At 69.0% G+C, this 26,896-nt stretch carries 25 protein-coding genes; 11 read left to right on the forward strand and 14 right to left on the reverse strand.

Going from position 1 to position 26,896, the window contains the following annotated elements; all coding sequences use genetic code 11:
* Positions 1-253 precede the first annotated feature (253 nt).
* Positions 254-712, forward strand: a complete 459-nt coding sequence (locus BA895_RS13335) for a hypothetical protein (protein WP_070192399.1) — start codon at positions 254-256, stop codon at positions 710-712.
* Between the two features lie 93 nt (positions 713-805).
* Here BA895_RS13335 and BA895_RS23565 read toward each other — a convergent pair whose 3' ends face one another.
* Both BA895_RS23565 and BA895_RS13345 read right to left on the reverse strand, forming a co-directional pair.
* On the reverse strand, positions 806-1,354 hold the full coding sequence (locus BA895_RS23565) for a hypothetical protein (protein ID WP_139142652.1): 549 nt from the start codon (positions 1,352-1,354) through the stop codon (positions 806-808).
* Positions 1,351-1,845 carry a SigE family RNA polymerase sigma factor gene (locus BA895_RS13345; RefSeq protein WP_070192401.1) on the reverse strand — a complete coding sequence of 165 codons (495 nt, stop codon included), beginning with the start codon at positions 1,843-1,845 and terminating at the stop codon, positions 1,351-1,353. The genes BA895_RS23565 and BA895_RS13345 overlap by 4 nt, the downstream gene beginning before the upstream one ends.
* Before the next feature lie 246 nt (positions 1,846-2,091).
* Here BA895_RS13345 and BA895_RS13350 point away from each other — a divergent pair, with 246 nt between their 5' ends.
* Entirely contained in the window at positions 2,092-2,412 is a 321-nt protein-coding gene (locus BA895_RS13350; RefSeq protein WP_070192443.1) for a hypothetical protein, read from the forward strand.
* Positions 2,413-2,457: 45 nt separating this feature from the next.
* Here the strand turns inward: BA895_RS13350 and BA895_RS13355 are convergent, their stop codons facing one another.
* The 3 genes from BA895_RS13355 to BA895_RS13365 all read right to left on the reverse strand — a co-directional run bounded on the left by BA895_RS13355 (position 2,458) and on the right by BA895_RS13365 (position 3,677).
* A complete protein-coding gene (locus BA895_RS13355) occupies positions 2,458-2,697 on the reverse strand; it encodes a toxin (RefSeq protein WP_070192402.1) in 240 nt (79 codons plus the stop codon).
* A complete protein-coding gene (locus BA895_RS13360; RefSeq protein WP_070192403.1) occupies positions 2,694-2,942 on the reverse strand; it encodes a ribbon-helix-helix domain-containing protein in 249 nt (82 codons plus the stop codon). Before BA895_RS13360 ends, BA895_RS13355 begins: the two co-directional genes overlap by 4 nt.
* A 174-nt stretch (positions 2,943-3,116) precedes the next feature.
* On the reverse strand, positions 3,117-3,677 hold the full coding sequence (locus BA895_RS13365; protein ID WP_070192404.1) for a dihydrofolate reductase family protein: 561 nt from the start codon (positions 3,675-3,677) through the stop codon (positions 3,117-3,119).
* 328 nt (positions 3,678-4,005) lie between these two features.
* On the opposite strand from BA895_RS13365, the gene BA895_RS13370 reads away from it, so the two are divergent.
* The 7 genes from BA895_RS13370 (at position 4,006) to BA895_RS13400 (ending at position 11,805) form a co-directional block, all read left to right on the forward strand.
* Positions 4,006-4,398 (forward strand): nuclear transport factor 2 family protein, encoded by a 393-nt coding sequence (locus tag BA895_RS13370; RefSeq protein ID WP_254666461.1) that lies wholly within the window; start codon positions 4,006-4,008, stop codon positions 4,396-4,398.
* A gap of 530 nt (positions 4,399-4,928) precedes the next feature.
* Positions 4,929-5,156 (forward strand): hypothetical protein, encoded by a 228-nt coding sequence (locus BA895_RS13375; protein WP_070192406.1) that lies wholly within the window; start codon positions 4,929-4,931, stop codon positions 5,154-5,156.
* Positions 5,157-5,403: 247 nt separating this feature from the next.
* On the forward strand, positions 5,404-7,191 hold the full coding sequence (locus tag BA895_RS13380) for a glycoside hydrolase family 13 protein (protein ID WP_371327717.1): 1,788 nt from the start codon (positions 5,404-5,406) through the stop codon (positions 7,189-7,191).
* 114 nt (positions 7,192-7,305) lie between these two features.
* Entirely contained in the window at positions 7,306-7,629 is a 324-nt protein-coding gene (locus BA895_RS13385) for a hypothetical protein (protein ID WP_070192407.1), read from the forward strand.
* Positions 7,626-10,490: a hypothetical protein gene (locus BA895_RS13390; RefSeq protein ID WP_139142653.1), complete on the forward strand. Its 2,865-nt coding sequence runs from the start codon at positions 7,626-7,628 to the stop codon at positions 10,488-10,490. Before BA895_RS13385 ends, BA895_RS13390 begins: the two co-directional genes overlap by 4 nt.
* A 1-nt stretch (position 10,491) precedes the next feature.
* Positions 10,492-10,911, forward strand: coding sequence for a hypothetical protein (locus BA895_RS13395; RefSeq protein WP_070192409.1), 420 nt, complete (start codon positions 10,492-10,494; stop codon positions 10,909-10,911).
* A gap of 96 nt (positions 10,912-11,007) precedes the next feature.
* A complete protein-coding gene (locus BA895_RS13400; protein ID WP_070192410.1) occupies positions 11,008-11,805 on the forward strand; it encodes a glycerophosphodiester phosphodiesterase in 798 nt (265 codons plus the stop codon).
* A 30-nt stretch (positions 11,806-11,835) separates the two neighbouring features.
* Here the strand turns inward: BA895_RS13400 and BA895_RS13405 are convergent, their stop codons facing one another.
* Together BA895_RS13405 and BA895_RS13410 are read right to left on the reverse strand one after the other, a co-directional pair.
* On the reverse strand, positions 11,836-12,462 hold the full coding sequence (locus tag BA895_RS13405) for a hypothetical protein (protein WP_070192411.1): 627 nt from the start codon (positions 12,460-12,462) through the stop codon (positions 11,836-11,838).
* Between the two features lie 7 nt (positions 12,463-12,469).
* A complete protein-coding gene (locus BA895_RS13410) occupies positions 12,470-12,991 on the reverse strand; it encodes a thioesterase family protein (protein ID WP_070192412.1) in 522 nt (173 codons plus the stop codon).
* A gap of 108 nt (positions 12,992-13,099) precedes the next feature.
* Between BA895_RS13410 and BA895_RS13415 the strand changes: the two genes are divergently transcribed.
* Positions 13,100-15,247 carry an ATP-dependent DNA helicase RecQ gene (locus BA895_RS13415; RefSeq protein WP_070192413.1) on the forward strand — a complete coding sequence of 716 codons (2,148 nt, stop codon included), beginning with the start codon at positions 13,100-13,102 and terminating at the stop codon, positions 15,245-15,247.
* 1 nt (position 15,248) lies between these two features.
* Here BA895_RS13415 and BA895_RS23955 read toward each other — a convergent pair whose 3' ends face one another.
* Together BA895_RS23955 and BA895_RS13420 are read right to left on the reverse strand one after the other, a co-directional pair.
* Complete coding sequence (locus BA895_RS23955; protein WP_175442323.1) at positions 15,249-15,416, reverse strand: hypothetical protein; 168 nt, start codon at positions 15,414-15,416, stop codon at positions 15,249-15,251.
* A 188-nt stretch (positions 15,417-15,604) separates the two neighbouring features.
* Positions 15,605-17,107 (reverse strand): HNH endonuclease signature motif containing protein, encoded by a 1,503-nt coding sequence (locus tag BA895_RS13420; protein ID WP_070192414.1) that lies wholly within the window; start codon positions 17,105-17,107, stop codon positions 15,605-15,607.
* A 280-nt stretch (positions 17,108-17,387) separates the two neighbouring features.
* Between BA895_RS13420 and BA895_RS13425 the strand changes: the two genes are divergently transcribed.
* A complete protein-coding gene (locus BA895_RS13425) occupies positions 17,388-18,311 on the forward strand; it encodes an acyl-CoA thioesterase II (RefSeq protein WP_070192445.1) in 924 nt (307 codons plus the stop codon).
* A gap of 6 nt (positions 18,312-18,317) precedes the next feature.
* Here BA895_RS13425 and treZ read toward each other — a convergent pair whose 3' ends face one another.
* The 5 genes from treZ to BA895_RS13450 form a co-directional block, all read right to left on the reverse strand.
* A complete protein-coding gene (treZ, locus tag BA895_RS13430; RefSeq protein WP_070192415.1) occupies positions 18,318-20,126 on the reverse strand; it encodes a malto-oligosyltrehalose trehalohydrolase in 1,809 nt (602 codons plus the stop codon).
* Positions 20,123-22,570: a malto-oligosyltrehalose synthase gene (gene treY / locus BA895_RS13435; RefSeq protein ID WP_070192416.1), complete on the reverse strand. Its 2,448-nt coding sequence runs from the start codon at positions 22,568-22,570 to the stop codon at positions 20,123-20,125. The genes treZ and treY overlap by 4 nt, the downstream gene beginning before the upstream one ends.
* Entirely contained in the window at positions 22,567-24,738 is a 2,172-nt protein-coding gene (gene glgX, locus BA895_RS13440) for a glycogen debranching protein GlgX (RefSeq protein WP_070192417.1), read from the reverse strand. The genes treY and glgX overlap by 4 nt, the downstream gene beginning before the upstream one ends.
* 167 nt (positions 24,739-24,905) lie before the next feature.
* Complete coding sequence (locus tag BA895_RS13445) at positions 24,906-25,985, reverse strand: siderophore-interacting protein (protein WP_083283330.1); 1,080 nt, start codon at positions 25,983-25,985, stop codon at positions 24,906-24,908.
* The gene (locus BA895_RS13450) at positions 25,982-26,896 is read right to left on the reverse strand and encodes an ABC transporter ATP-binding protein (protein ID WP_083283331.1); all 915 of its coding nucleotides are present in this window, start codon (positions 26,894-26,896) and stop codon (positions 25,982-25,984) included. The genes BA895_RS13445 and BA895_RS13450 overlap by 4 nt, the downstream gene beginning before the upstream one ends.

Here is a 26,896-nt window from a genome sequence, read left to right on the forward strand (position 1 = left end):
CGTAGCGAGCCCGGGACTCGGTGTAGCTCATGGTCTTCATGATGTCCTCCTGTACACAAAAGTGTACGTCATGATTCGGGGATGGGCAGCGCACCCTCTCGGACAATTCACTCATCTGACGCGGACAGGACGTCTCATCTTCGGCACGTAGCGCGCAGTCCTACCGAATCGCAGATCTTGCCCGACCCTCAGCACGCGTCGGCTCGGATGATTACTCAGGCCCCGACATTCACCGGCCCGCTAGCCTTGACGAATGTTCGGGAGGAAGAGAACCGCCCCAGAACAGCCGCAGTACCCCCAGCCACCGGGGAAGCTCGCGACGTTCCACGGCTTCAGCGGCTCCCCAGACAAGAGGGTCCTTGATACCGGGCTGTACGAGTTCTTCACCGACCAGAACGTCCTCATTCACATCCACGACAGCCAGTGCTCGGCGATCACCTTCGAGCCTGACCGGGCACGACTCGAGATGACGTTCATCTTCGACGACCCTCGCTACACCCCGAAAGGGCTCGTCCCGGAGGCACGTATCAACCTGCTGTTCGACCAGGTCGTGATCCTGCGCTGGGACGGGGATTCGGCGGCTCCTGAGCCAGAAGTCCCCGGAGGGCCGGTCAGGGATCTGTTCTTTGAACAACCGCACTTCTTCCGGATCGACCTGCCTTCGACCGCGCTGGAGTTCACGGCACAGCGAGTCGAGCTAGTAGTTACCTAGCGGCCTTTACCGGACATGCCGCGTTGAGGGGCCGACTGGTCTTGCCGGTGTATGGCCTGCTGCATCTATATCAGGTGTCGCTGTCAAGCTCGGTCAAATCGATCCCTGGTCGTAGACACGCCACCCGTCGGGGCCTTGGGTGAGTAGGAACGTCCAGGGCATCCAGCCGGCCGGGATGGAGAGATCGGAGCTACCGGTGGTGTTGATCTCGAAGGTGACCGCCTTCACAGCCGGCGAGCCGGGCCCCGGGGTCTGCAACCCGGCCAGCGCGCGCACGGTGCGGTAGTCGAGGATCTTGGGGTCATCACACCACGCGAAGGCCCTGTCCAGCGTCAACTTCTTCGTCAGATCACAGTCGCCGTTCTTCGCAGCGGCCAGGTAGGCCCGCGCCACCTCCTCTGGGGACGCTGATCGGGAAGGCATCGTCTGGGAGGGTGCGGCGGGGATTGCCGGTGTCGCTGCGCCCCAGAGGTGGAAGCCAGCAACGACGACGAGGACCACTGCCAGAGCGGCGGCAGACCCGAAGATCGCGGTACGGACACGCTGGCTGCGCTGTCGACGCTTACCGGCGAGCAGTACCTGCTGCGGGTCCAGGCTCATGGCGCGTGGTTCCGCCTGCGCTAGGAGGTCCTCGATGCTCATGGTCGCGCCTCAACTTCCTTCAGGTGGCCTCGAAGCTTGGTCAGTCCTCTGGACCCGGCTGCCTTGACGTTGCCAAGACTGACCCCGAGGAGCTCGGCCACTTCCCGTTCTGGCATCCCGACGTAGTACCGCAAGATGACGACTTGCCGTTCGCGCGTCGGAAGCAGTTGCATCATTCGCACCACGTGGTCGCGGTCCTCCACGATCGAGGAAGCGTGTCCCCGCTCGGGAATCTCGCCGTCGAGGGTGACCTCTTCACGAGAACGCGCTCGGACCCGGTCCACGTTCACGTTGAACAGAACCCGCCTGGCGTAGGCCAGCGGCGACGGTAAGCTCACGGATCCCCAACGCGGATACACCCGCGAGAGCGCGTCTTGAACCATCTCCTCGGCAGCGCTCTCGCTGCCGCTGAGCATCCACGCGAGCCGCAGCAACCCCGGCGAGGAAGCGGACACGAAGGCAATGAACTCGTCGTCGCTGGCCTGGCTCACGTCACCCTCTCCCTTCCCTCACATCTATATAACGGGATGCGAAGCGCAAAGGTTGTGCCCGATCGCGAAGACATTGCCCAGCAACAGAAACCCAGACCCACAACATCCTCAATTGCCGCTCTCCGAGGATCGTGGCGACGGGTGAAAGTGCCCTGGCGCGAACGACCGGGCTTCCCCAAGCTCGTCCGGCTGGGCATCATGAGATGCTGCCGGTTCATGGGCTCTTGAAGGGTGTTCGTGTCCGACATGGCTGTTGATCGACCAAGGATCGTTTGTCTGTGCGGTTCCCTGCGCTTCGGCAATGAGTTAGCGGCGGAGCGCACGCGCCTGACGCTCGATCTGGCGATTGTCCTGGCTCCGGAAGCCACCGAGGTGTCCGTGCCGGACCCTTCTCTCGCCCGCTCATTGGGAGAGCTGCACCTGCGCCGGATCGACCTCGCAGACGAGGTGCGAATCGTGAACCCCGGTGGCTACATCGGTGAGGCCACCCGGCGCGAGATCGCGTACGCCGACGCGCTGGGCAAGAGCGTGACGTACTTTCACGAGCCGCCCACGCGGGACAGCTAGCCCGGGCGGCTCCTTCGAAGCACGCTCCTGCCGCGATAGGCGGACTCAGTCAAGTAGATGGAGGTACTTGCGTCGCGCCTTCATGGCGTGAATGACGAGTTGCTGACCGCTGTCGAAAGTCAGGATCGCAAGCTCTAGGAGCCGACCGTTCGGATCGAAACCGAGCACCAACTGCTTGGCCGGGATGTCGTCGTCCGGCTGGCTGGCGTAGGCCCAGTTCTCGGCCGCAAAGAGGATGTCAGGTTCGCTGATGCCGTGCTGGAGGGCCGACGAACCGACCTTCACGCGACGTAGGCGCGAATAGCGGCACGGATCACTTCGGACCGACTCAGGTGGTCATGTTCAGCACGCTGATCCAGTGCGCTGAGCAGCGTGTCGTCAACACGGACGGGCACTACCCGTGCGGGGCCGTCACCCATCGGCTTTCGCCCGCGCTTACGCAGTTTCTCGACGTCGTAACCACGCTCGGCCTCCTCAGCCCACTCCCGGATCTTCTCCTCGCTGACCGGGACGCCGTTCACCGTTTCCATGATCAAAGCGTATTACAGAATGTAGGGCGTGTCACTGGACGCCCGCTCACTGCCGCGATCCGCGCGGTCGACGCCCACGGGCCGGAGGCTCCAAAAGGGATCCCTTCTAGAGACCGCGACCTGAGGCCACCAACCGCTTTTGGGGTCGGTGGCGTCCGACGGCGATGGACTCCTCTAGTTCAGCGCTCGGCGGTAACGCATGGCCACCACGCCGTTGCGGAACGGCTCCGCGGAGAGAAGCTCGAGTTGGCGCGTGCGTGGCAGCCCGCCTTGGTACAGCGTCGGGCGGTGGCCGGCGATCCTGGGATGGACGAGCATCTGGTACTCGTCGATCAGGTCCAGCCGGTCGAGCTCGGTCGCGAGCTTGCCGCTTCCGAGGAGGACCCCTGCCGGGGTTGCGTCCTTAAGGTTCTGCACGCCCTCGCGCAGATTCCCGGCGATGTGGTGGCTGTTGGACCACGGGAAGTCCTTGCGCGTCGAGGACACCACGTACTTGGGTTTGGCCTCGAGATCGGCCGCCCATTCGCGCACCGCCGGCGGCGCCTCCACGTCGCCGCAGGCGACAGCGGGCCAATAACTCTCCAGCATCTCGTAGGTGACGCGACCCCACAGCATTGCCCAGCTCTCGTTCATGAGACGAGTGAAGAAGCTGTGCGTCTCGTCGTCGGCGATCCCTTGCTCGTGATCGACGCAACCGTCCAGGGTGACGTTGATGCTGAAGGTGAGAAGGCCCATGGTCAGTGATCATGACGCCACTGCGGGCGTCGCCCGGGCCAAGTGGACCGCCGACTCAATCCCGCGATTCGAGCGCTATGGGCCGCAGCACCGCTGGCTATTGCCCTCACACCCTCACGGATCAGGGACAAGCTCGCGGCGCGAGCAGCCGAGACCGCAGCTGCCTACACCGCTCAACCCTCGCCTCCGTAGTGAGCAACATCAACAGCGAATACCGCGCCCCAGCCGACCGTCAGCGGCGTTCCGCAGGCCGGTCGTCGATCGACGCAGAGTGATCGCTTGGCGGATGGCCGCGTCACGGGAACGCCGTGAGGATCATTCTGTCGGTGTGGACATCGAAACCGCTCGTCAGTTCGCTGCATCGTGGGTCCGGGCGTGGAATGACCATGACCTGGACGGGGTGCTCTCCCATTTTGATGACGATGCGGACTTCTCTTCACCTGTCGCAGCCCAGCTCCTCCCGCACACCGGGGGTGTGCTCCACGGCAAACAAGCCATTCGGGACTACTGGACGATCGGTCTGCAGCGCTTCCCCGATCTGTACTTCGAGATCGTGCACGTTTACTGCGGGCTCGATTTGATCGTCATCAACTACCGCAACCACACCGGTGGGCTCGTGAGCGAAGTCCTGACTTTCAACGCTGCGGGCCAGGTCGTGACCGGTGCAGGGACCTACCTCCTCCAGGACGCTGCTGGAGCAAGCGGCGCCCACCCCGTTTAGCGAGAGCCGCCGATGTTAAGCCGAACACCGTTAAGCGGTGAGCTTATTGACGATGTCGCGTGCGTCGGGCACGGAGCGGGCCAGCCAAACGAGCTTGGTGACGACGGGGGGACCGCTTTGTTGGCAGGGGAGGCAAACAGTCCGAGGCGGCTATCGTTGCGGGTCGTCAGGCGCGGCTGTTGCTTGCGTAACTATGCGTCAGCGGCCTGATCCCCCATTTCCGGTCTTGCCGCGGAGCGGGTGAGTTCGGCGCCGCTTGTCTCAAAGTCCCCGCGCGAAGTCTCAAATACGCAGCTGAAGTGACGATCTGTCTCACGCCGTCTCAAAATCGTGAGTATTTCCCGAAACCGTTCGCCGCTGACAGCCCCGGTAGAGTCGGCCCCGATGACGACGTCACAGCCCGCCCACGGACGGCCGAGGTCGGCGCGCAGGCTCGCACGGGCTCGATGCCCCCCGCGAAGCCGCCACGGTCTTCGGCGCCCCCTCGTCGGGCGGGTGGATGGCAGGGATGACGAATCAGTGTTGGCCGGGTGACGATGTCGGCCGGTCTCGGCGTCCTGCAGCCGGGCTGGACCGCGTTCGAGCCCGACGAGGGGCGGGCTGTGCGCGCGAAGAAGCTCGACGAGTCGCTGGCGATCTATGCCGGCCTCCTGAGCGGGGAAGGCACCTTCACGTATACCGGCGAGTACTACAGCGCCGGCCCCAACGACTTCCTGCTGCCACCCGGCGCGCCGCCGCGACCGCATCCGCCGGTTTGAGACGTCGCTGCGCCGACCTCCGGCGGAGGTCGAGAGCCCTCGCTCGAACGCGTGACCCGCTGGCAGGGGTCGACGGAGACGACTGCCGGCCAGCCTCCCAACGAGCAGTCTGCAACTTCTTGCAAACAATCTTTGGATTATTGCGGCCGATACGGAACGATGGTGGCCCGTGACGCAATCAGCCGTGGACCTGACCACACCCTTGACCGCACCCTCGATCAGACCCTTGATCGCACGCCTCCCCGACCTGTCGGGCGACGCCACCGTTCGCGAGTCGGCCGTGGTGACCCACCACGGCGCCGGACCCGACGCGGCGTGGTGGCGTCAGGCCGTGATCTACCAGATCTACCCGCGGTCGTGGGCCGACAGCGACGGCGACGGCATCGGTGACCTGCCCGGCATCACGGCCCGGCTCGACCACCTGAGCCGCCTCGGCGTCGACGCCATCTGGCTCTCTCCCTTCTACACCTCACCCCAGGCGGATGCCGGCTACGACGTGGCCGACTACCGCGACGTCGACCCGCTCTTCGGCACCCTGGGCGACGCTGACGCCCTCATCGCGCGCGCCCGTGAGCTCGACCTGCGGGTCATCGTCGACCTGGTGCCCAACCACAGCTCCGACGAGCACGCGTGGTTCCAGGCGGCCTTGGCGGCGGCTCCCGGCAGCGCAGAACGCGACCTCTACATGTTCCGGGAGGGCGCGGGCGACGCAGGCGAGCTACCGCCGAACAACTGGCAGTCGGTCTTCGGCGGCCCCGCCTGGACCCGCATCACGGAGGGCGACGGACAGGCCGGCCAGTGGTACCTGCACCTGTTCGACCCCAAGCAGCCTGACTTCAACTGGGAGCACCCTGCGGTGCGAGCCGAGTTCGAGTCGGTGCTGCGCTTCTGGCTCGACCGCGGGGTCGACGGCTTTCGCGTCGATGTCGCGCACGGGCTGATCAAGGCCGATGGCCTCCCCGACGCGCAGGAGCGCACGACCATGCTCGGCGACACGGTGAGCGATGGCGCCGCTGTCAGTGACGACGTCGACGTCGACGACGTCGACGACGTCGACGACGCCGGCGACGCTGACGACCACCGGGTCGACACCCCCTACTGGGACCAGGACGGCGTGCACGAGGTGTACCGCGCCTGGCGCCGGGTGCTCGACGGCTACGGCGCACCCGACCGCATCCTCTGCGCCGAGGCGTGGGTCGAGCCGCAGTCGCGGGCCGTGCTCTACGTGCGGCCCGACGAGATGCACCAGGCCTTCAACTTCGACTTCCTTCAGACTCCGTGGCGGGCGCCTGACCTCACGTCGGTCATCAAGAGCTCCCTCCGCGCGGCCGACTCCGTAGGCGCGCCGTCGACCTGGGTGCTCTCCAACCACGACGTGGTGCGCCACACCACGAGGCTCGGCTACGCGCCGGGGTACCGGGTGCCGAACGGCATCTCGGCTGATGACGCCCAGCCCGACGAGGCCCTCGGGCTGCACCGGGCCCGGGCCGCGACCGCACTCATGCTGGCGCTGCCGGGCAGCGCCTACCTCTACCAAGGTGAAGAGCTCGGTCTGCCCGACTCGACCGACCTGCCGCACCACGTCCGCCAGGACCCCACCTTCGGGCGCACCGACGGGCAGGAGATCGGGAGAGACGGATGCCGGGTGCCGCTGCCGTGGGTCGGCGGGGCTCCGAGCCTGGGCTTCGGCCCAGCCGAGGCCACCTGGCTGCCCCAACCGGCGAGCTACGACCACTACGCGGTCGACCGTCAGGAGGGAGCGACCGGCTCCACCCTCGAGCTGTACCGCTCGCTGCTGGCCGCCCGACGCGACCTCTCGCTCGGCACGGGCTCACTCAGCTTCGTCGAGGGCTACGGCAACGACGTCGTCACCTTCGTCAACGATGCCGAAGGGCGCGATCGCCTGCTCGTGGTCGCGAACCTCGGCGAGACCACCGTGATGCTTCCGCCGGGCTGTGAGGTCATCGTGGCCTCGGGGCCGCTGGCCGAGGCCGGTGTGCCGACCGACACGACGGTCTGGGCTCGCTGGCTCTGACGAGTCCCGCTGGCAGGTCAGGGCGTTCATCTCCGTCGGGCGCCCTAATCGAGTCGTCTCCGACCCTGTGGACAACGCCCGAGACGTCTCGGCGGGATCTTTTACGGTCGGTGCATGGCTCGCTACCGCATCGATGACGTCGGCGTGTCGCAGGTGCGCCGATCCCTCGCGACCGACCCCGCGATGTTCCGCACCTGCGCCACCTCACTCTCGGTGACGGTGTCATCGGCGCAGGGGGCCGTCGACGCCGACAGCGACGGGCTGCTGCGGGCCCTCGAACGATTCCGGGTCGTGCACGTCGGCTCGTTGCACGCTGTCGCCGACGCGGCTGCCGCTCTGGTTGGTGATCTCGATCTCGTCGTCGACAGCGATCGCGAGACGCAGCTCGGTGTCGCAATGGCGTTCTCGGCCATGATCGGCCTCGAGGTCGCCGGGTGAGCCATCCGTCGTGGCCGTCCGGGACGGCCGTGGCCGCAGGCGCGGCCCTGCCGATGCCAGCGGGTGACGCTGCGCTGCTCCGCGCCCGGGCACGCAGTCTGCGGGGCATCGAGGCGGAAGCACGAGGCACCCCGCTCATACACGGAGTCCTGGCGCAACGGCTGCCTGAGGTCTGGGCCGGCGTGGCGGCCGACACCGCGGTCGCCGAGTCGGTGGTGCTGGTGGGCCGGGCCGCCCGGGTGCTCGAAGCGCTGACGGCAGCCGCTGCCGCCCTGACTCGCTACGCCGCCACTCTCGAGCTGGTGCGCAATGCCGTGGCAGGGTTGCAACAGCAGTGGAACGGCGAGATGGCCGCACACACCCAGGCGGTCGCGACCACCCGCGCCCAGGCCGTCATCGATCTGGCGTCGGCGCACGCCGTCATCCTGCTGACCGAGGAGCACGAGGCCGTGAAGTCACGGTTGTCGTGGCAGCACGCCCAGCAGGTCGAGGTGCTGCGCGCCGCGGCGGCAGCGGCGGCGCGGGCGGTCGAGGCGGCGACAAACCGCACCTTCCCGAACGGTGCCGAGCCGACCGGTACCGCCCTGCGTGAGCGGCTCTTCGTCGGGATGACCTTCGCCGAGGGCGCCGCCGCGGGCGCCCGGTCGCGACGGCTCGCCGTCGGCGACGCGGCCGCGCTCAGGCGGGTGCTCGGGCCGGGTGCCTCGAGCAGGTCGGGCGGGTCATCAGGCCAGCACCTGACCGACCTGCTCGCCTCGATGCGCGGTCGGGCTGGCGACCCGGTGTATGCGCAGGTCGTGGTCGACGAGCTCGGCGTGAACGGCATCCAGGGCCTGCTGGCCGAACTGTCTCGGCGCGACTCCACCGCGAGCGCCGACGACCTCCAGGGCGTCGCCGGGCTGTTGGGTCAGCTGCTGCTGACCGCCAGCAACCCCGCAGCCGCCGGTCTCGACCCCCGCACCCAGCGGCTCGTCGACTCAGGCTCCGCGCTCCTGCGTGACACCGTCGTCGCCTCCCTCGGCGGCGAGGTGGCCGACTCCGCCGGTAGCGACCGTTACGCGGGGTACTGGCTGATGGGGCAGCTGGTGACCGGGGCCCGGCACTCGGGGTGGACCGGCACCATCGCTCCCGGCTTCCTGCAGCGGCTCGTGACCGGCACCGCTCGGGCCGAGGTGGCCGAGACCCGCGACGACGACCTCAGGCGAAGGCACGGCGCCACCGTCGCCCCGCACGGCAGCGACCACTTCACCTCGTTCTTCGACGACGCGAACCGTTCCGGCGACGCCCTGCACGTGCTGCTCTCGGAGGTGGGAGATGACCCGGTGGCCCAGCGCGAGCTGCTGGCCGGCACGTTCGACGGCGGCATCCTGACCGATACCCGCGGCGGTCCGATCTCCGTGGCCGCTTACCTGGCCCGGCGCTTCGTGACCTACAACGCGAACGCCCCGGCCACCAGCAACGACCTGCACCTGGCCACCACCGACGACCTCGCCCGGTTGATGCGGGCGTCGTCTGTCGGCGGCGGCGCGCTGGCGGCTACCTTGCGCGGCAAGGTGATGGCCGAGATCGGGAGGGTGAGCGGCTACGCGCAGCAGGGCGTCTCGAGCACGCGACAGTACGAGCACAACACGGCTGCCGTTGAGAATCAGGCCGTCGATTGGGCGCTGGCGATGCACGCCAACGTGACGAGGGCGTTGAACACCCCGGGTCTGGCCCTCGACAGTGACGAGTACGCCAGCCCGGTCGGTGGTGACTTCCAACCCGTGCTCAGTGTCGGCGAGCTGAGCAACCTGGTGGGCGCATTCACTCTGTCGACCGACTTCTCGGCAGGCCCGAAGGCGCCGGCCGAGAACTATCAACGGCTGATGACCGGCTCGGTCGCCGACGCCAGAGCCGACGCGGTCAGTGGGCTCTCGGTCGACGACGGCATCCAGCGGATGGCTTTCTTCGACGCCTCAGCCTCGTGGGCGCTCATCGGGCTGGCGCGCAGGCAGGACGAGCTCAACGCCTCGATGTGGAGCAACCTCGCCGAGGCCACCAACTTCGTGGTGGCCCTGAGGAAGGGACCGAGAGAGCTCAGAGACCACGTCAAGACCCTGGTCGTCGACGGGAGCACCAAGGGCGACTACGAGAAGCTGGCCATCTCGATGGTGCGATCCGACGTCGAGCTGAAGCAGTCGTTCGCGAACGAACAACGCACCGCGGCTCTGACCGGGCTGCTCAACGGCATCCGCTCCACGACGGCGACGGGTCCCGACTCGCTCAAGGTGCTGCTGAAGAGCGGCACGAACCGCCTTACCCCTCTGCCGAGCGCCGGCTCGGTACTGCTCGCGAGGGTGACCGAGATCGACGCCGCGGTACGTGCCGTCGAGCGTCGACCCGAACCGACCCCGCTGAACCTCACCCCGACGCTGCGCGCCTTGGCCCACGGCGCTCAGTTCGTCTACGACCCCCTCACCGGCGGCAGCTTGGACCGCTCCGACGTCGATCACCTGAAGCAGCACGAGATCGACACTGCGGAGCGGCTCATGCACGCAGGCCACCGCATAGAGTTCATCCACGCCACCGGCACGGGGACCTCTCCCGATGTACGCCTCGACGGTGAGCTGTGGGAGTTCAAGGCACTGTCGGGTAGCAGCACCAGCACGGTGGTCACCGCCATCAGAAGAGGCGGTAGCCAGTCGTCGCGCATCCTCGTCGATGCCACGGAGTCAGGACTGCCCCTCCGGGATATTCTCGGCGCGGTTGACAACGCTCTGCTTCGCTACGGCTCCGCCCCAGCGGTTGACGGCGGTCGCGGAACAATCGAGGTGGTTCGGGTCATCCTGCGCGATGGCCGTACCGTCGAAAGAAGGGTGTGACATGTCAGGTTGGCTGATCAACATCGACCTCCCTTTCGAGCAGGTTTCGGCCCTGCTCCGGGGTATGGCTGGCGCTGCGTTCACCGAGTCCCGCACAGGTCTCAGCCTCGACTTCGGGCAGGACAGGGGGGCCAGCGCCACGAATGCCTTTCCTGATATGGGCACCGACATCGCCGTCGGCGACCTCACCGAGACGCTCCCCTGGACCATCTACGACTTCCTCGCTGAGCGAACGTCGGCCGTGATGTGGATGGTCGATGACCTCACGATGCTGGTCACTGCCCGTGGCACCACCCCTGAGGCGCTCGGGCTGCAGCTGGTCCACGATCGCGTCCCTCCCCTCATCTCCACCATCGACGCGTCGGGTGATGCCTACGAGTGGCGGGCTGAGCCAAATCCGAGATCAGGCACTCTGACCTGAAACGGTGTCAGAGCTGCTGGCAAGGTCTCACAGGTTGGGCGGCAATGTCGGTGGGTCTGCGGCACCGGTCTGGCACGGGCCGCATAGGGTCGCAGGATGAGCAGAGCTCGGCCCTACCTCGACCACACGCCGGTCGCGCTGGCGCACCGGGGCGGCTCGCTGTACCCGCCGAACGTGGGCCTCGAGAACACGATGACCGCGTTCGGCAACGCCGTCGGTCTCGGCTACACGCACCTCGAGACCGACGTGCACGTCACTCGCGACGGGAGGGTCGTGGCCTTCCACGATGTTCGCCTCGACCGGGTGACCGACCGCAAGGGCCTGATCCGAGACCTACCGTGGAGCGAGGTGAGCCAAGCGCGGCTCGGCGCAGATCGGAGCGAGGGGGTGCCGCTGCTCACCGACGTCATCGAGGCCTTCCCGGGCACCTACCTCAACGTCGACCTCAAGGCCCGCGGCACGGCGGGCCCGCTGTGGCAGCTGATCGAGCGGTACGCCGTGCACGACCTGATCTGCGTCGGCTCTTTCCAGCAACGTCACCTGTCGCGGTTCCGTTCACTGGCCAAGGGGTCGGTGGCCACGGCGGCCGGGGCGGCCGGCACCGCCCTCCTGCGCTTCTCACCGGCATCCCTGAGCCGCCTGCTGCACACCCCCGCCGACGTGCTGCAGGTGCCCGCGACGGTGCGCGTCGCGGGTCGGCAGCTCGATTTGGTGACGGAGTCGTTCGTCCAGGCGGCCCACCGCGCCGGTCGCCAGGTGCACGTCTGGACCATTGACGATCCCGCGGAGATGACCCGGCTGCTCGACCTGGGCGTCGACGGTCTGGTCAGCGACCGCATCGACGTTCTCAAGCGCGTCCTGACCGAGCGCGGCGCCTGGACCGGAACCAGCTGAGCACGAGCACCACTCCGCGTGGGACCGGGCTCAACGAACGAGGACGTGCCCCTGCGACGTGCTGAGCCGCGTCCATCGCCCGTTCGCCGAGACGGATGCCGCGGAGCCCGCCACCGTGAAGCCGAGCACATGCGCTCCCAGCGCCAGACCGGCGACGATCGGTGGGCGCGTGTCGCTCATCGCCCCCCACACCCGCCGGCGCAGCGCCTCGACGGCCAGACCTCCCGCCGTGGCGGGGCTTCCTTCAGCGACGGCCGAGATACCCTGTCGCGCAATGTCATCCACGTCGGAGCAGGGCAGTGAACCCACCGGCTCCCAACCTCCACGCGGCGGCGCCAACCCGGCCCACGGCACGCTGACCGTGACCGGGGGGACGGGCAGCACGGCCGAGCCTCCGCGTGCCAGGCGGTCACCGATCGACGCGAACGAGACTGTGGCGTCGAGGTCATCGGTCGCAGCCACCGGCACCACGCGCAGGCCGAGCACGGCCCCCTCCCCCATCAGACCGGAGCCGTCGAGCACCGCGACCGTCGACAGCAGCAGGCCACCCATCACCTGAAGCCGCACCGCACCATCCGCGCGAACCTGTCGGGCGCGACCGACGAAGGTCGCGAAGTCGGCGAGCGCGTGCTCGTCGCCGAAGTCGATGGAGCTCATCGGCGGCTCACCTGCGACGTCGACGGAACGGGGCGGGTCCGCCCATGTGTGCGCGCACCGACTCGCGCTCGTGGTCGCGCATGCGTCGGGGGGTCTCGGAGGTGAAGTCGTAGAGGGCCAGCTCGGTCTCGGCCACCGCGTAGACGATGCCGCCACCACCGCCACCACCGTCTTGGTCGGCGGCCATCCCGGCCGGGTCGGTGACGATGTACGCCACGTCGAACCCGGCTCCACCGACCCGGGAGACCCACATCTGGATCTCCACCGGCTCGTGCCGAAACCCCAGGGGCCTGCGGTACTCGATCTCGTGCCGCGACACGAGCACCCCTTCGTCGAGCAGCGTGCGCTGCCCGGCGTCCTGGCCGCCGAACCAGTCGCGGAACCCGATGACGCGGGCGTCCTCGAGCAGCCGCAGGAACTGCACGTTGTTGATGTGCGCGTAGGCGTCCATGTCTGACCACCGCAGCGCCACGTGTGCTGCGTACGGCTTCGGCTGGTCGGCTGCTGCGTCGGCTCGATCATCGGTCATGACGCCATCCTCGCACCGCCCGTCCACACCCCTCACGCGGTGTCCGCGCTCGTCCACAGCGACCGGATGCCGGGCCGCCGCGTCAGCGGCCCCACGTAGGTTGGGGTCATGACCGGCTCCCCCTCGACCACCACTCTGACCGACGGAACCTTGAACCCAGAGCTGCGCGAGCGGGCCGAGTCCGCCTTACGTCGGCTGGTCGGCCGCGAAGACGTCGACTTCCGTGACGGGCAGCTCGAGGCGATCAGCGCGCTCGTCGAGGGGCGCCGACGGGTGCTCGTGGTGCAGCGCACCGGGTGGGGAAAGTCGGCCGTCTACTTCGTGGCCACCGCCCTGCGGCGGGCCGAGGGCGCCGGGCCGACCGTGATCGTCAGCCCCCTCCTGGCCCTGATGCGTGACCAGATCGGGGCAGCCGAGCGGGCCGGCATCCGGGCCGTCACCCTCAACTCCACCAACCCCGAGGAGTGGGCCACGGTCTCGGCCGCCCTGGCCCGAGGCGAGGTCGACGTGCTGCTCGTCAGCCCCGAACGTCTCAACAACCCCCGGTTCCGCGACGAGCAGCTGCCGACCCTGGCGCAGACGTGCGGGCTGCTTGTCGTCGACGAGGCGCACTGCATCAGCGACTGGGGCCATGACTTCCGGCCCGACTACCGCCGCATCCGCGACCTGCTCACGACGTTGCCCGACCGCACTCCGGTGCTGGCCACCACCGCCACCGCGAACGCGCGCGTCGTCACCGACGTCGTCGAGCAGCTCGGCGCCGGCAACCGTGACGTGCTCACCCTGCGCGGCCCGCTCGCGCGTGCCTCCCTGCGCCTCGGGGTGCTGCCGCTGGCGGCGCCCGAGCAGCGTCTCGCGTGGCTCATTGCGCACCTCGGCGAGCTGCCCGGCTCGGGGATCGTCTACGCCCTGACGGTGGCCGCCGCCGAAGACGTGGCCGTGGCGCTGCGCGAGGCCGGTCACCAGGTTGCCGCCTACACCGGTCGCACCGAGCCCGGTGAACGCATCCGGCTCGAGACGGCGTTGCGCGAGAACGAGGTCAAGGCCCTCATCGCCACCAGTGCGCTCGGGATGGGCTTCGACAAGCCCGACCTCGGGTTCGTGCTTCACCTCGGGGCTCCTTCCTCACCGGTGGCCTACTACCAACAGGTCGGACGAGCCGGCCGGGCCACCGACCGCGCCGACGTGCTGCTGCTGCCCGGGCCGGAGGACAAAGACATCTGGCGCTACTTCGCGTCGGCGTCGATGCCGAAGCAGGAGCAGGCCGACGCCGTGATCCGGGCCCTCTCTGCGGCCCAGAAGCCGCTGTCGACGATGGCTCTGGAGTCGATCGTCGACATCCGCCGCACTCGCCTCGACCTGCTGCTCAAGGTGCTCGACGTCGACGGAGCGGTGCAGCGCGTTCAGGGCGGCTGGACCGCCACCGGTGCTGACTGGGCCTACGACGCGGAGCGCTACGGTCGGGTGTCTGAGGCGCGCGAGCGGGAGCAGCAGCTGATGATCGACTACGAGCGCACCGGCGAGTGCCGCATGGCGTTCCTGCAGCGCTGCCTCGACGACGACTCAGCCCAGCCCTGCGGCCGCTGTGACAACTGTTCGGGCCCGTGGTTCGACGCGCAGATCCCCGACGCGGCCGTCAACACCGCCCGAGCGCGGCTCGACCGGCCGGGCGTGGTGCTCGCGCCCCGAGCCCAGTGGCCTACCGGCATGGACCGGCTGGGCGTGCCGGTCAAGGGCAAGATCGCACCGGCCGTGGCCATGGACGACGGCCGGGCCGTGGCTCGGCTCTCCGACCTCGGCTGGGGCCAGCGGCTGCGCGAGCTGCTGCGTTCCGAAGACCAGCAGGTGCCCGCCCCCCTGGTGCAGGCCTGCGTGGCCGTGCTGGCGGGCTGGAGCTGGGCGCAGCGGCCGGTCGCCATCGTCTCGGTCCCCTCGCGCCGACGGCCGCAGCTGGTGGGCTCCCTCGCGACCGGCATCTCCCAGCTGGGCCGGCTGCCCTACCTCGGCAGTCTCGACCTCGTCGACGGTGGCCCGGTCGGTGACCCCGGCGGCAACAGCGCGTTCCGCCTCGCTGCCGTATGGGAGCGACTCGCGGTGGGCCCGGCGCTCGCGGCCGCCCTCCGCGAGGTCAACGGCCCGGTGCTGCTCGTCGACGACGTCTGCGACTCGCGGTGGACCCTCACGGTCTCGGCCGGCATCCTGCGGCAGGCCGGGGCCGAGGCTGTGCTGCCCTTCGTGCTCGCGCTCGAGTCCTGACTCACGCCTCGAGGGTGCCTTGGCACCCGCCCGGGCTCGGGCACAGGGCGTGCTCTCGTAGCTTCACCGATTGTGGCCGCGAGAGCATCGACAGCGGCTCGCGCCGCCCGTCGACCAGCACCAGCTCGGCGGGCGGAAGCTTCCAGTCGTTGTCGGCCAGCACGGCCACGTCGCCGACCTGCCTCAGGGCATGCCGCCTCGCGCCAGCGGACTGACGCCCAACGCCTATGCGGCCACTCTCCGCGACCACCCCAGAGGCCTCGCCCACCCAGTCTCGCCCGAGCCCATCGTGGCGCAGACGCCCTACGCAACCCGGCCGTCTCATGCTTCATCCTGCGCGTGACGCTGTGAGGGCGATCAGAACGGTGGCGGGTCGTGGGGCTCGGCAGCTCGCCGCTGCAGATCCATCGAAGCCGGCGCGATCGGTGGGGTGTGGTCGGAGGCCGGCTGATTCGGCCTGACGCCCTCGAACCAGTCGTACGGAAAGGTGATGTAGCGTCGGCCCGCTGCGGTACGCCACTCGATCGAGTCGTCAGGGTGGCGAACAGCCGACCACAAGCCGGTCGTACGTACCCGGTGGTGCTTGCGGTCCTTCGACGAGAGGTGGTCGACATCGGTCGGACCGACCGGCCACGGAATGTCGTGGTCGATGTCGCACCGATCGGCCCTCACCTGGCAACCAGGCCCGCGGCAGATGCCGTCAACGGCCCGAACGTGCTCGATCATCTCCGGAGTCGGGCGGTACCCCTTGCGGGAGAGGGCGAGTGCGCGACCGGTGTCGAGGTCAGCGAGCAGCGCCTGCCACGTCGACCCCTCGGCCGTGGCCATCTCGCGCGCGTGCCGGGCGCTGACCCAGCCGTGCCCGGGCAGCTCGCACGGCGCGTCGTCGTGGCCGAACAACGTGCTGAACGGCATGACGACCCGCACCGATCCGGCGGGTTGGCGTCTGACCGACCCGAAGGAGCCACGGCCATCGGGCCAGCCGAAGATGGCGGCATCCGTGAGGAAGTCGGCGCGCAGCTGGTCGAGCGTTCTCGGGTCGCCCTGGGCGCGGGCGGCGCGGGCCGCACGATCGGCCCGGTCGATGGCGGCAGCGATCTTCTCAGCATCGTTGGTGATGGTGAGCGTGCCGGTGCCGTCGTCGAAGATCTGGGCGTAGGCGCCGACGCGCTTGCGGGCGGCCGCACGGGTCGCTTCGCGTTCGGTGTCGACCGCGAGGATCGCCCTTCGCATCCGCTGCGAGAAAAGCGGGTCGGACAGCCCTGAACCGTCACGGGTGGGAGCCAGGGCGGTACGGACCACCGTGTCGGTGGCCTCGTCGCCGAGCTGGCGCGTGGCCTCGACGAGGCGGCAGGCCCGCCGCAGCGTGGTCAGCCCGGCGGCCACCGCATCACGCAGAAAGCCGAAGCGGGCTACGGAGCCGATGGCAAGGTCGAGACGGCTACCCACCTCACCGGCCCCAAGGCCGGTCGCGGCCGTCACCTCCAGCACCACCATCTCGTGCACTGTGAATGGGGTGCGCCCCACCCACGACTGGGCCGCCGCCGAGTCGAAGACGGCTTGCGCCGAGGAGTGCAAGCGCGTCAGCGCCCCGAGCTGGGCCGCGTCGACGAGCCCACGCAACCGCTCCGCGGCTTCGAAGGCGGACAGCCCCATGGCCATCGCGGCCTCGCCGTGCGCCAGGTCGCTGCCGGCGGTCGAAGACACCCCCAGATCGTCGTGACTTTCGGGTGCATCAGAGCGTCGGTCAACCAACGTCATCAGATGGTCGACCATCAACGCGAGCGGCAGCGGCGCGGCGGCCGCGAGACCCTCGACCTGCACCTCGACCGTGCGCTCCAGCACTGAAACGACATCCATGGTTCCTCCCTCGCCGTTCCATAATTAGAACACATGTTCGATAGGGCAGGCAAGGGTCAGATCAGGGAAATCCGTTCTGCTGCAACGCAGCTCAGCCGAGACGAACGGATCTACCGCGGCGCAGCCGCGAAGCGAGGTGCGCAGCTCGTACCGCCGGGGGGCCAAGGTCAGCACCACCGTGCCGAGGTTGGTTAGGGTCTGACGGGTGACCGACACCTCCGATGCCACCGAGACCTCTGCCGCCTCAGGAGCCCCAGCACCCCCGGCGGGCCTCTCCCCGATGGACGACCTCGTCGACGTCCTCACGCTCAAAGAGCTCGGCACCGCGTATCTGTCCGTCACTGGCATCGAGGGCCAGGACGCCGCATCGTCGATCGGCGCCACGTCGGCGCGGGTCTTTCAGGGCCGTAGCCAGCGGATGCCGCACGGTCGGGTCTTCGGCGGCCAGGTGCTCGCCCAGTGCGTCATGGCCGCCGGTCTCACCATCGACGCCGAGCGGCTCGGCGCCCCCCGGCCGATCCACTCGCTGCACGGTTACTTCATGCGCCCGGGCGACGACAAGCTTCCGATCCGGTTCGCGGTGGAGGAGATGCGCGACGGTGCCTCGTTCTCGACCCGCCGGGTGCACGCGGTACAGAAGGGGGCCCCGATCATGTCGATGACGTGCTCGTTCCAGACGCGCGCCAACGGTCTCGACCATCAGGACGTCATGCCCGACGTGCCGGCGCCCGAGACCCTCCAGCCGTTGTCCGAGCTGTTCGCCGCCTCCGACGACCCGAGAGCGAGACAGCTCGCCGAGGCTCGCCCGATCGACCTGCGCCACGTCGAGGGCAGCCTGTGGCAGGGCCCGCCCGGCGGAGCGGCATCCGAGCAGCACGTCTGGATGCGCACGGTCGCCCCCCTCCCCGACGACGAGCTGCTGCACGCCGCGGTGCTCGCCTACGCCAGCGACTACTCGCTGCTCGAGCCGGTCATCCGGCGCCACGGCCTCAGCTGGACCGACCCGCGACTGCGCGTTGCCAGCCTCGACCACTCGATGTGGTTCCACCGCTCCGTGCGGGCCGACGAATGGATCCTCTACGCCCAGCACTCACCGTCGGCCACGAGCGGGCGGGGCCTCGGCATCGGCGAGATGTTCTCGCGTGACGGCGTGCTCGTGGCCACCACCGCCCAGGAGGGCATGGTGCGCGTCAAGCAGTCGTGAGCTGTTTCAGCTCGTGCGCAGCACCGCCACGTCGTGCCCGTCGAGCCGGATGCCGTCTGCCTCCATCACCGGCGGCGCACCCCACGACGCCACGACCTCGAGATCCTCGCCCTTGACCGGCACGACCTGACTCTCCTCGGCGAGGTTCGCCACGATGACGAACGCCCCTCGGGTCAGGGCGAACCATCGAGCCGCATCGTCGACCCGCACCTCGGAGTCGGTGAGGTCGCCGCTGGCCAGATCGGGCTCCGATCGGCGCAGCGCGATGAGCCGTCGGTAGAAGTCGAGCATCGCGGTGTGCTCAGGTTGGCTCACCTCCTGCCAGACGAGCACGCTCGCCGCGCGGGTCTGCGGGTGCTGAGGGTCGGGCACGTCGTTCTCATCCCAGCCGTGCGAGGCGAACTCACCACGGCGGCCCTCCCGAACGGCATCAGCCAGCCACTTCTCGTCGAAGGAGGTGAAGAACTGGAAGGGTGTGCTGGCCCGCCACTCCTCCCCCATGAAGATCATCGCCGTATAGGGCGAGAGCAGGTAGAGCGCGGCACCGATCGCCTGCTGCCCCGGGGTGATCGACTCGCTGATGCGGTCGCCGGTGGCGCGGTTGCCCACCTGGTCATGGGTCTGCAGGTACGCCAGGAAGCGGTGCCCCGACGTGACGGACTTGTCGACCGGCGCGCCCCACGTGTCGTCGCGGAACGAGGAGTAGCGCCCGTCGTGCAGGAACGCGTCGGACATCGCCTTGCCCAGCACCGACAGCGGGCCACCCACGGGCCACGAGTCGTTGTCGCCGGCGAAGTCGGAGTAGTAGCCCTGGGTCTCACCCGTCAACACCACGTGCAACGCGTGGTGCAGGTCGTCGTCCCACTGCGCTGTCATGCCGAACCCGCCGTCGGCGGTCGGCGTCACCATGATCGGGTCGTTGAGGTCGCTCTCGGCGATGAGGTCGAGGGAACGACCGAGATCGACTGCGAGAGAAGCCACCTCGTCGGAGAGCTGAGCCAGGATGTGCGGCCTCGAGTCGTCGCGCAGCTCATGCACCGCGTCGAGCCGCAGTGCGTCGACGTGAAAGTCACGAAACCAGCGCAGAGCGTTGTCGACGATCCAGCGGCGCACCTCGGCGCTGCCCTCACCGTCGAGGTTGACCGCGTCACCCCACGGCGTCGAGTGCGTGTCGGTGAAGTACGGGCCGAACTGGGCCAGGTAGTTGCCGGTCGGCCCGAGGTGGTTGTAGACAGCATCGAGGCATACCCCGAGGCCGCGGGAGTGGCATGCGTCGACGAACCGCTGGAACGCCTCGGGGCCGCCGTAGGCATCGTGAACGGCATACGGCGCCACCCCGTCGTAACCCCAGCCATGGTCGCCGTTCCACGCCGACACCGGCATGACCTCGACCACGTCGACACCCAGGTCGGCCAGGTGGTCGAGATGTCGTAGCGCCGCGTCGAAGGTGCCCTCGGGTGTGAAGGTGCCGATGTGCAGCTCGTACACGACTCCACCCAGCACCCCGGCACCGGCACGCGGCCCGCTCCAGTCGGCATCCGCCCACGCGAACGCCGACGCGTCGAACCGGCGGCTGAGCCCGTGCACCCCGTGTGGCTGCCACGCGCTTCGGGGATCGGGCAGCGGGTCACCTCCGTTGAGACCGAACCCGTAGTCGAGCACGTCACCGGTCGGCTGCCAGCCCCACCAGCCGTCGCCCTCCAGGTGCATCGGATGCCGGGCGCTGACGGCTCCGACTGCTCCGTCGGCTCCCCCCGACAGCACGATGTCCACGGTGTCGGCCCGCGGGGCCCACACCCGTACGTCTGCGGTCACGCCTGCTCCTCCGCTCGCACCAGCAACGCGACGGGAAGCCCCGGCTCGCGCAGCACCCTCTTGATGGGCACTGACCCGCCTGAGAACCGCTCTCCCGACAGGAGGTCTTGCCACGCGCCCTCGGGGAGGTCGACGGTGTCGTCACCCCACCCACCGCGATCAGCGAGCAGACCGGCCAGCCGGGTCGCCAGCACGACGACCTCGACCCGGTCGCCGCGACCGCGACCGAAGGCGACGAGGTGCGCTGAGCCGGTGGTCAGCCCGGCATGGCTCGTCGACAGGCCCACGAAGACGTCAGGAGTGTCGCGGCGCAGGCGCAACGCTCGTGAGGTCACCAACAGCTTCTCGTCACTGAGGTCGGCCGGCGCCTGACCGGCGTCGAGCCGAGCAAGACGGGAGCCACGGTCTTCGTAGTCGACAGCCCGACGGTTGTCGGGGTCGACGAGCGAGAGATCGACGAGCTCGTTGCCCTGGTAGACGTCAGGCACTCCGGGCATGGTCAGCTGCACCAGCTTCTGACCGAGCACGTTGGCCCGGGCCTCGCGAGACGTGGCGTCGTGCCAGGCCTCGAGGTGTGTCGCCACCGCCGGGTCGCTCGCCATGAGGGTGACGAGGTCGGCGACGGCCGACTCGTAAGCCTCGTCGGGGTCGGTCCAGCTGGTGCGCAGCTTGGACTCCCGGATCGCCTTGAGGGCGTAGCCGCCCAGGCGATCGGCCGTGATCGGCCAGGCCCCAGCGACGGTCTGCCAGAGGAAGTACTCGGTCAGCGCGTCGACCTCGTCAGAACGTCGGTCGGCCACCAGCTCACGGGCCGTGCGCACCCAGTCGGCCCAGGCCTCGGGGCGCTCGGCCAGCACGAAAAGCCGGGCCCGCAGGTCTTCCGACCGCTTCGTGTCGTGTGTCGAGAGCGTCGTCATCGTGTGCGGCCAGTCGGCGGCCAGAGCAGCGGCGAAGGCGTGGAACTCGCCCGTCTCCGTGCCGAGCGACGACGGGTCGCCCCCCACCTCGTTGAGGCCCGTCAGCCGGACATAACGGTAGTAGGCCGTGTCCTCGATGGCCTTGGCCATGGCCGGCCCGCAGGTCTGCTGGAAGCGCACCATGAACTCGTCGCGGGCGGCATCGGAGCCGGCCGCCTCCCCGGCCACGTCGACACCTCGCGCGATGTCGGCCACGAGCGCGACGGCATCCCGGTCACTCTCGTCGGCGGCAGCGGTGGCCCGTGACTGCGCCTCGGCCAGAGCCTCGCTCGCGTCGGGCGTCATGACCTCACCGGGGCGCACATAGGCGCGGTAGCGGTCCATCGCGACGAGCAGCTCGACGAGCGCTCGTCGCAGCATGGCCTGGTCGGCAGCCGGCACCACCCGCGCGAGCAGGCGAACCAACCGGCTGACCTCGGTGGCGAGCATCCCCTGCACGACCCAGCGCTTCGACTCCTCGACGATGGCGTGCAGGCTCTGCGGTTCGCCGAGCAGCTCCGTCGAGAGGGCGTCAAGGGGCGCAGCGCCGGCCGGGTCGACGAACAGCCCACCGACCCGCAGCAGGGCGTCGTAGCCCGTGGTTCCGGCGCAGGCCCAGTCGGCGGGCAACACCTCGTCGCCCTCGAGGATCTTCTCGACGACGACCCAGGTGCCCTCCGTGGCCTCGGCCAGCGCGTCGAGATAACCCTCCGGGTCGGCCAGGCCGTCAGGGTGGTCGATGCGCAGGCCGTCGATCTTTCCCGCCTGCACGAGTCCCGCGATCTTCGCGTGCGTGGCCTCGAACACGACCGGCTCCTCCACCCGCACCGCGATGAGCGACGTCACGTCGAAGAAGCGCCGGTAGTTCAGCTCGTCGTTGGCGATCGTCCACGACGCCAGCCGGTAGTGCTGAGCGGCCAGCAGGTCGGCCAAGGGCAGCTCGGCCGTGCCCGCTGCAACGGGGAAAACGTGGTCGTAGTAGCGCACGACCGGGTGTCCGGCCTCGCTCCCGATGGTGATCTCACCCGCGGCGAGCACCGCTTCCAGCGTGTCGCCGAGCACGGGCATGAGCACCTTGCCCTGCTGCGCGTCCCAGTCGATGTCGAACCACAACGCGAGTGGCGACTCCGGGCCGTCGCGCAGTACCGCCCACAGGGGACGGTTCTGCGTCAGCGGCGTGGGTGTCGTCATGTGGTTCGGCACGATGTCGACGACCACGCCCAGCCCGGCCGCCTTGGCGGCGGCGGCGAACCGTTCGAAGGCGTAGTCGCCGCCCAGCCCGGTGGCGATGTGCCGGTGGTCGGTCACGTCGTAACCGTGCTTGGAGCCCTCGGTGGCCTGGAGCACCGGCGAAAGGTAGACGTCGGTCACTCCCAGCCGCGACAGGTACTGCAGGCGTCCCGCGGCATCGTCGAGGGTGAACTCCGGTTCGAGCTGGAACCGGTGGGTCGAGACGGGTGCCCGATCGGGAACGGCGCCTCGGTTCACGACGGCAGGCCCTCCGCGAGGCCGGCCACCGGGTGGTTCAAGGGCTCGCGCGGGGCGCGCAGCACAACGACGCTGCGGGCGTCGACCTGGATCTGCCAGCCGGGCTCGAGCTGCTTGACCTCGACGTCGTGCACGGCCGTGTTGATCTCGGGCACCCAGCAGGCGCCGTACTCCTCGTCGGGAATGGTGAAGGTCAGCGCCTCGTCGTGGGCGTTGAACATGACCAGGAACGAGTCGTCGACGATCGGGTTGCCGCGCTTGTCGGGCTCCGGGATCGCCGCGCCGTTGAGGAACACCGTGAGCGTCTTGGTCAGACCGTCGGTCCACGCCTGCTCGTCCATGTGCTCGGCGTTGGGCATCAGCCAGGCGATGTCGCCGAAGTCGCTCTCGCCGCCGTGTTCGGCGCTCCCGGCGAAGAACCGGCGCCGACGGAAGACGGCATGTTCCTTGCGCAACGCGACGAGACCCTGGGTGAAGGCGAGCAGCTGCTGCTGGCGCTCGTCGAGGTCCCAGTCGACCCACGAGATCTCGTTGTCCTGGCAGTAGCCGTTGTTGTTGCCGTCTTGCGTGCGACCCATCTCGTCGCCGTGCAGCACCATCGGAACCCCTTGCGACAGCAGCAGGGTCGTCATGAAGTTGCGCTGCTGACGGGCGCGAAGGTCAAGCACCTGCTCATCGTCGGTCGGGCCCTCGGCGCCGCAGTTCCACGAGCGGTTGTGACTCTCGCCGTCGTTTCCGCCTTCACCGTTGGCGTCGTTGCGCTTCTCGTTGTAGCTGACGAGGTCGCGCAGGGTGAAGCCGTCGTGGGCGGTGACGAAGTTGATCGACGCGATCGGCTTGCGACCAGAGTGCTCGTAGAGGTCGCTGGACCCGGTGAACCGCGAGGCGAACTCACCGAGGGCGCCACCCTCACCGCGCCAGTAGTCACGCACCTCGTCGCGGTACTTGCCGTTCCACTCGGTCCAGAGCGGCGGGAAGTTGCCCACCTGGTAGCCGCCGTCACCGACGTCCCACGGCTCGGCAATGAGCTTCACCTGGCTGACCACCGGGTCCTGCTGGATGAGGTCGAAGAAGGCCGAGAGCTTGTCGACCTCGTGGAACTGGCGGGCCAGGGTCGCGGCGAGGTCGAACCGGAAGCCGTCGACGTGCATCTCGGTCACCCAGTAGCGCAGCGAGTCCATGATCAGCTGGAGCACGTGCGGGCTACGCATGAGCAGCGAGTTACCGGTGCCCGTGGTGTCGTAGTAGTGCGACGGGTCGTCGTCGACGAGGCGGTAGTAGTTCGCGTTGTCGATGCCGCGGAAGGCGAGCGTCGGGCCCATGTGGTTGCCCTCGGCGGTGTGGTTGTAGACGACATCGAGGATGACCTCGATGCCCGCCTCGTGCAGCGCCTTGACCATGCCCTTGAACTCGAGCACCTGCTGCCCACGTTCGCCGTTGGCCGCGTAGCCGTTGTGTGGGGCCAGGAAGCCGATCGTGTTGTAGCCCCAGTAGTTGCGCAGGCCGCGGTCGACCAGGTGGGAGTCCTGCACGAACTGGTGCACGGGCATGAGCTCCACCGCCGTGATGCCGAGGGCGATGAGGTGGTCGATGGTGGCCGGGTGGGCCATGGCCGCGTACGTGCCCCGGATCTCCTCGGGGATGTCGGGGTGCAGCTGGGTCATTCCCTTGACGTGAGCCTCGTAGATGACCGAGTCGTGGTACGAGTGACGCGGCGGGCGGTCGTCGCCCCAGTCGAAGAAGGGGTTGGTCACGACCGAGAGCATGGTGTTGCCCAGGCTGTCGTCGGCGTTGGGAGGCGTCGCTGTGGCGGCGTTCTCGTCACCGAAGGTGTAGGAGAAGAGCGACTGGTCGGTGGTGGGCTGGCCCTCTATCGCCTTGGCGTAGGGGTCGAGCAGCAGCTTGGTCGGGTTGCACCGGTGGCCGTTCTCGGGCTCGTAGGGCCCATGCACGCGGAAGCCGTAACGCTGCCCAGGCTGCATGTACGGAACGTAGCCGTGCCACACGAAAGCGTCGGTCTCGGGCAGGTCGAGGCGGGTCTCGACGCCCTCGTCGTCGACGAGGCACAGCTCGATGCGCTCAGCCACCTCGCTGAACAGGGCGAAGTTGACCCCGGTTCCGTCGTAGGTCGCCCCGAGGGGGTAGGCACTTCCGGGCCAGATCTCCATCAATCTTCTTCCGTCGTCGTTCGCAGAGCAGCATCACCCACGGTGTCCGCGGGGTGCGGGCGTCACACGGACGCCGTCGGCCGCGGTCGCCATTCTTGCCTGCCACCTACCCTCCGGCACAACTGACGCCCTGTTCACGCCCGGGCGATGAGACGAATCCGCCGCCCTCAGCTGCCCACCTCGTGCTTCCAGTACCCCATGAAGGCGACCTGACGTCGCGGCATCCCGAGCTCGCCCACCAGCATCCGGCGGATCGTCTTGACCGTCGCCGAGTCGCCGGCGACCCACGCGTAGGTCTCGTCGACGCCGACCGGCTCATCCCGTGGTTGCTGGCGGTCAAGCGTCTCGCCCGACGAGCTGAAGACCGGCGTCTCCCACACGTCGTCGTCGGCCTCGAACCCGACCCCCGCCCTCGCCCCCGCGGAAGTGTCGGCGCCGACCGCGGTCAAGCCGCACTCGGCCCGGAAGGTCGCGACCGAGGCCCAGCCCCGTGGCCGCTCGCCGCGCGCGATCCAGTGCATGGCGACCCCGGGCGGGATCGCGAAGTCGAGGAAGTCGGCGGCGGTCGGAACCTCGACGACCGCGACCCCCTCGGCGTTCACGGGCAGGCTCTCGAGGATCGACGCCACCGCAGGCAGGGCCGTCTCGTCGGCGCAGAACAGCAACCGGCGGGCATCTCCCGGCGCGAACTCGATGCCGCCGAAGCCGTCTTCGTGGCCGCGGCGCGGCGCGAGCACGCCGATCCTGTCGCCCAGCCGGGCCGCAGCCGCCCAGGTGGCGGCCGGGCCGCAGGCGCCACCTGAGTCACCTGAGCCAGGTGAGCCAGGTGAGCCAGGTGAGCCATCGCTCCCGTGCAGCACGAAGTCGACGACGAGCCGGCGATCGGCTCCTTCCCCCCTCACCAACCGGGCGGTGTACGTGCGCAGGTGGCCGCGCTCGATCTCGGGCAGCGAGAGCCAGGCGGCGTACCAGTCGTCGGCCTCGAGCACCGACGACGGCACGGGGTGTCCGTCGTTGGGAATGACGATCTTGATCCGCTGGTCGAGCGTTGCACCTTCGGGCCCCAGGTGCTCGAAGCCCCTGCCTCCCAGACTGATCCGCACGAACGACGGGCTGAGCCGTGCGACTTCGCGCACCACCCCGGTCAGACGCAGGACGGGCGACAGGGTCTCGTCCGTCTCGTCAGTGGCGTCCGTCTCGTCAGTGAAGTTGCCGACGTCGCTGGGCGGGTTCGTCGTCGTGGTCATGAGGCAGGTCCGATCAGCTGGTCGCGGGAGGCGGGGATGACGAGTGGGGTTCCGGCCACGGGGTCGATGACGACTCGGCTCTCGAGCCCGAACACCGAGCGCACGAAGGCCTCGTCGACCACGTCGGCCGGCGGGCCCTGGGCGAGCAGCCGGCCGCCGCGCAGCGCGACCACCTGGTCGGCGTAGCGAGCGGCGAGGTTGAGGTCGTGCAGCACCATCACGATGGTGGTGCCGCGACGGCGGTTGAGGTCGACGAGCAGGTCGAGCACGTCGATCTGGTGCGCGACGTCGAGGTAGGTGGTCGGCTCGTCGAGCAGGATGACGTCGGTGTCCTGAGCCAGGGTGAGTGCGATCCAGACTCGTTGACGTTGGCCGCCCGACAGCTCGTCGACGTGTCGCTCGGCCAGCCCGGTGGTGTCGGTCGACCGCATCGCCGCGGCGATGGCCTCGTCGTCGGCCTCCGACCAGCGCCGCACGAGCGAGTGGTGCGGATGCCGGCCACGACCCACGAGGTCGACCACCGTGATGCCCTCCGGTACCGGCGGGGTCTGAGGCAGCAGCGCGACCCGCCGGGCGAACTCCTTGGGCCGCATCGACCAGATGTCGCGCAATGGCCGGGGTTCGCCGCAGGCGTCCGCCGACCCACTCACCGGGTCTGACAGCAGCACCCTGCCCGACACGGGTCTGAGCATTCTGGACAGGCCGCGCAGCACGGTCGACTTGCCGCAGCCGTTGGGACCGACGATGGCGGTCACGGCGCCCCGCTGCACCTCGAGGTCGAGGGTGTCCACGACCGTGCGGCCGTCGTAGGCGAGCGACAACCCGTAGGTGCGCAGGGCGGCCGGCGGGCTCTGTCCACGCTCCCCGAGAGGAGGCTTGACAGCGGCATCCGGGGCCTGGCGCGAAGTCAT

This window comes from Humibacillus sp. DSM 29435 (assembly GCF_001758225.1).
Lineage (GTDB): Bacteria > Actinomycetota > Actinomycetes > Actinomycetales > Dermatophilaceae > DSM-29435.